The 722-nt window shown below is 53.5% G+C and carries 1 protein-coding gene; it reads right to left on the bottom strand.

Features of this window, described 5'->3' with window-relative positions:
• Nucleotides 1–661: hypothetical protein (locus tag FYJ44_RS14400; RefSeq protein WP_229772741.1), on the bottom strand; the 661-nt coding region annotated here is incomplete at its 3' end.
• Nucleotides 662–722 lie beyond the last annotated feature (61 nt).

Below are 722 nucleotides of genomic sequence, written 5' to 3'. Positions count from 1 at the left end.
TCTCTTTAGCGGCCTCGATTCTCTCGGCCTCAAGGCGTGTGATATGCACCGGGAGGGTCAGCAACGCATGATAGAGATCATATGCCTTTTCGAGAGAAAGCTCAAGCGAGGTGCGGGCTTTGCGCAGAGTGGCGTGAGTGTCGTAGTAGTTGTTAAGCGTATCCACAACCATGCTGAGAGCCTGGTTGTATCCGGCCAGCGTGAAGCCCTCGTCGCGGCGGGCGGCCTCCTGCATCAGCGGCTCTTTCTGTATAACGGTGGTAAGGAGCACCGTCCAGAGTTTCACCTCGTCGGCAAGCTCGACTTTGCGCTTCTTTCGGAAATCGGTATATGCCACCGACGATGTGATTTTGCCGTAGAGACGCAGCACAACATCGTCGAGAGCCTCTATGCCGGTGTTGCCTCGCGCCATAATTTCACGAATATCAAGGTCTGCGCCGGGTGCTTTGGCCACTTGCGAGGCCGCGAGCATGTTGGCTGAGCCGATTGAATCGAGAGGAGGGCGTTTAGCCCCCGGAATCACTTTATATCCGGCCAGTTCAAGAATCATAAGGAGGATTCTCAGGTACAGCGTATGCGCGTACTTGCCGTCGGCCGTTGACTTTTCAGGAGCTGTAACAATGCGGAACTCACTGCGTGTCAGCAGGTAGGAGTAGAGCAATTGCACTACTTTGATGCGTATTAATATTCGATTAATCATCTGTGAATGTACTTTCTCGCTG

It is taken from the genome of Desulfovibrio porci, assembly GCF_009696265.1.
GTDB classification, from domain to species: Bacteria; Desulfobacterota; Desulfovibrionia; order Desulfovibrionales; family Desulfovibrionaceae; genus Desulfovibrio; species Desulfovibrio porci.
This window is presented reverse-complemented; position numbering and strand designations above follow the sequence as displayed.